Here is a 265-nt window from a genome sequence, read left to right on the forward strand (position 1 = left end):
GCACGAACAGGTGATTAGTCCGCTACACAGCCACCTGACACGCCTGATTGCCGCCTGGACCGGCTGCGACGCCAATGACACCCGCATGATCCTTCATACCCATGCGTTGATTGGTGAGATTCTGGCGTTCCGTCTTGGCAAAGAAACAATTCTGTTACGTACCGGCTGGACCGCGTTCGATGAAGAAAAGACCGAACTGATCAACCAGACGGTGACCTGTCATATCGACCTGATTTTGCAAGGATTATCGCAAAGGAGTTTGTAG

At 52.1% G+C, this 265-nt stretch carries 1 pseudogene; it reads left to right on the forward strand.

The annotated features are described in order from the left end of the window. A pseudogene (cecR, locus tag R2R70_RS20805) lies at positions 1 to 265 on the forward strand (DNA-binding transcriptional regulator CecR); the annotation flags it as partial.

Origin of the sequence: Cobetia sp. SIMBA_158, assembly GCF_046566945.1 — a bacterium.
GTDB classification, from domain to species: domain Bacteria; phylum Pseudomonadota; class Gammaproteobacteria; order Pseudomonadales; family Halomonadaceae; genus Cobetia; species Cobetia amphilecti.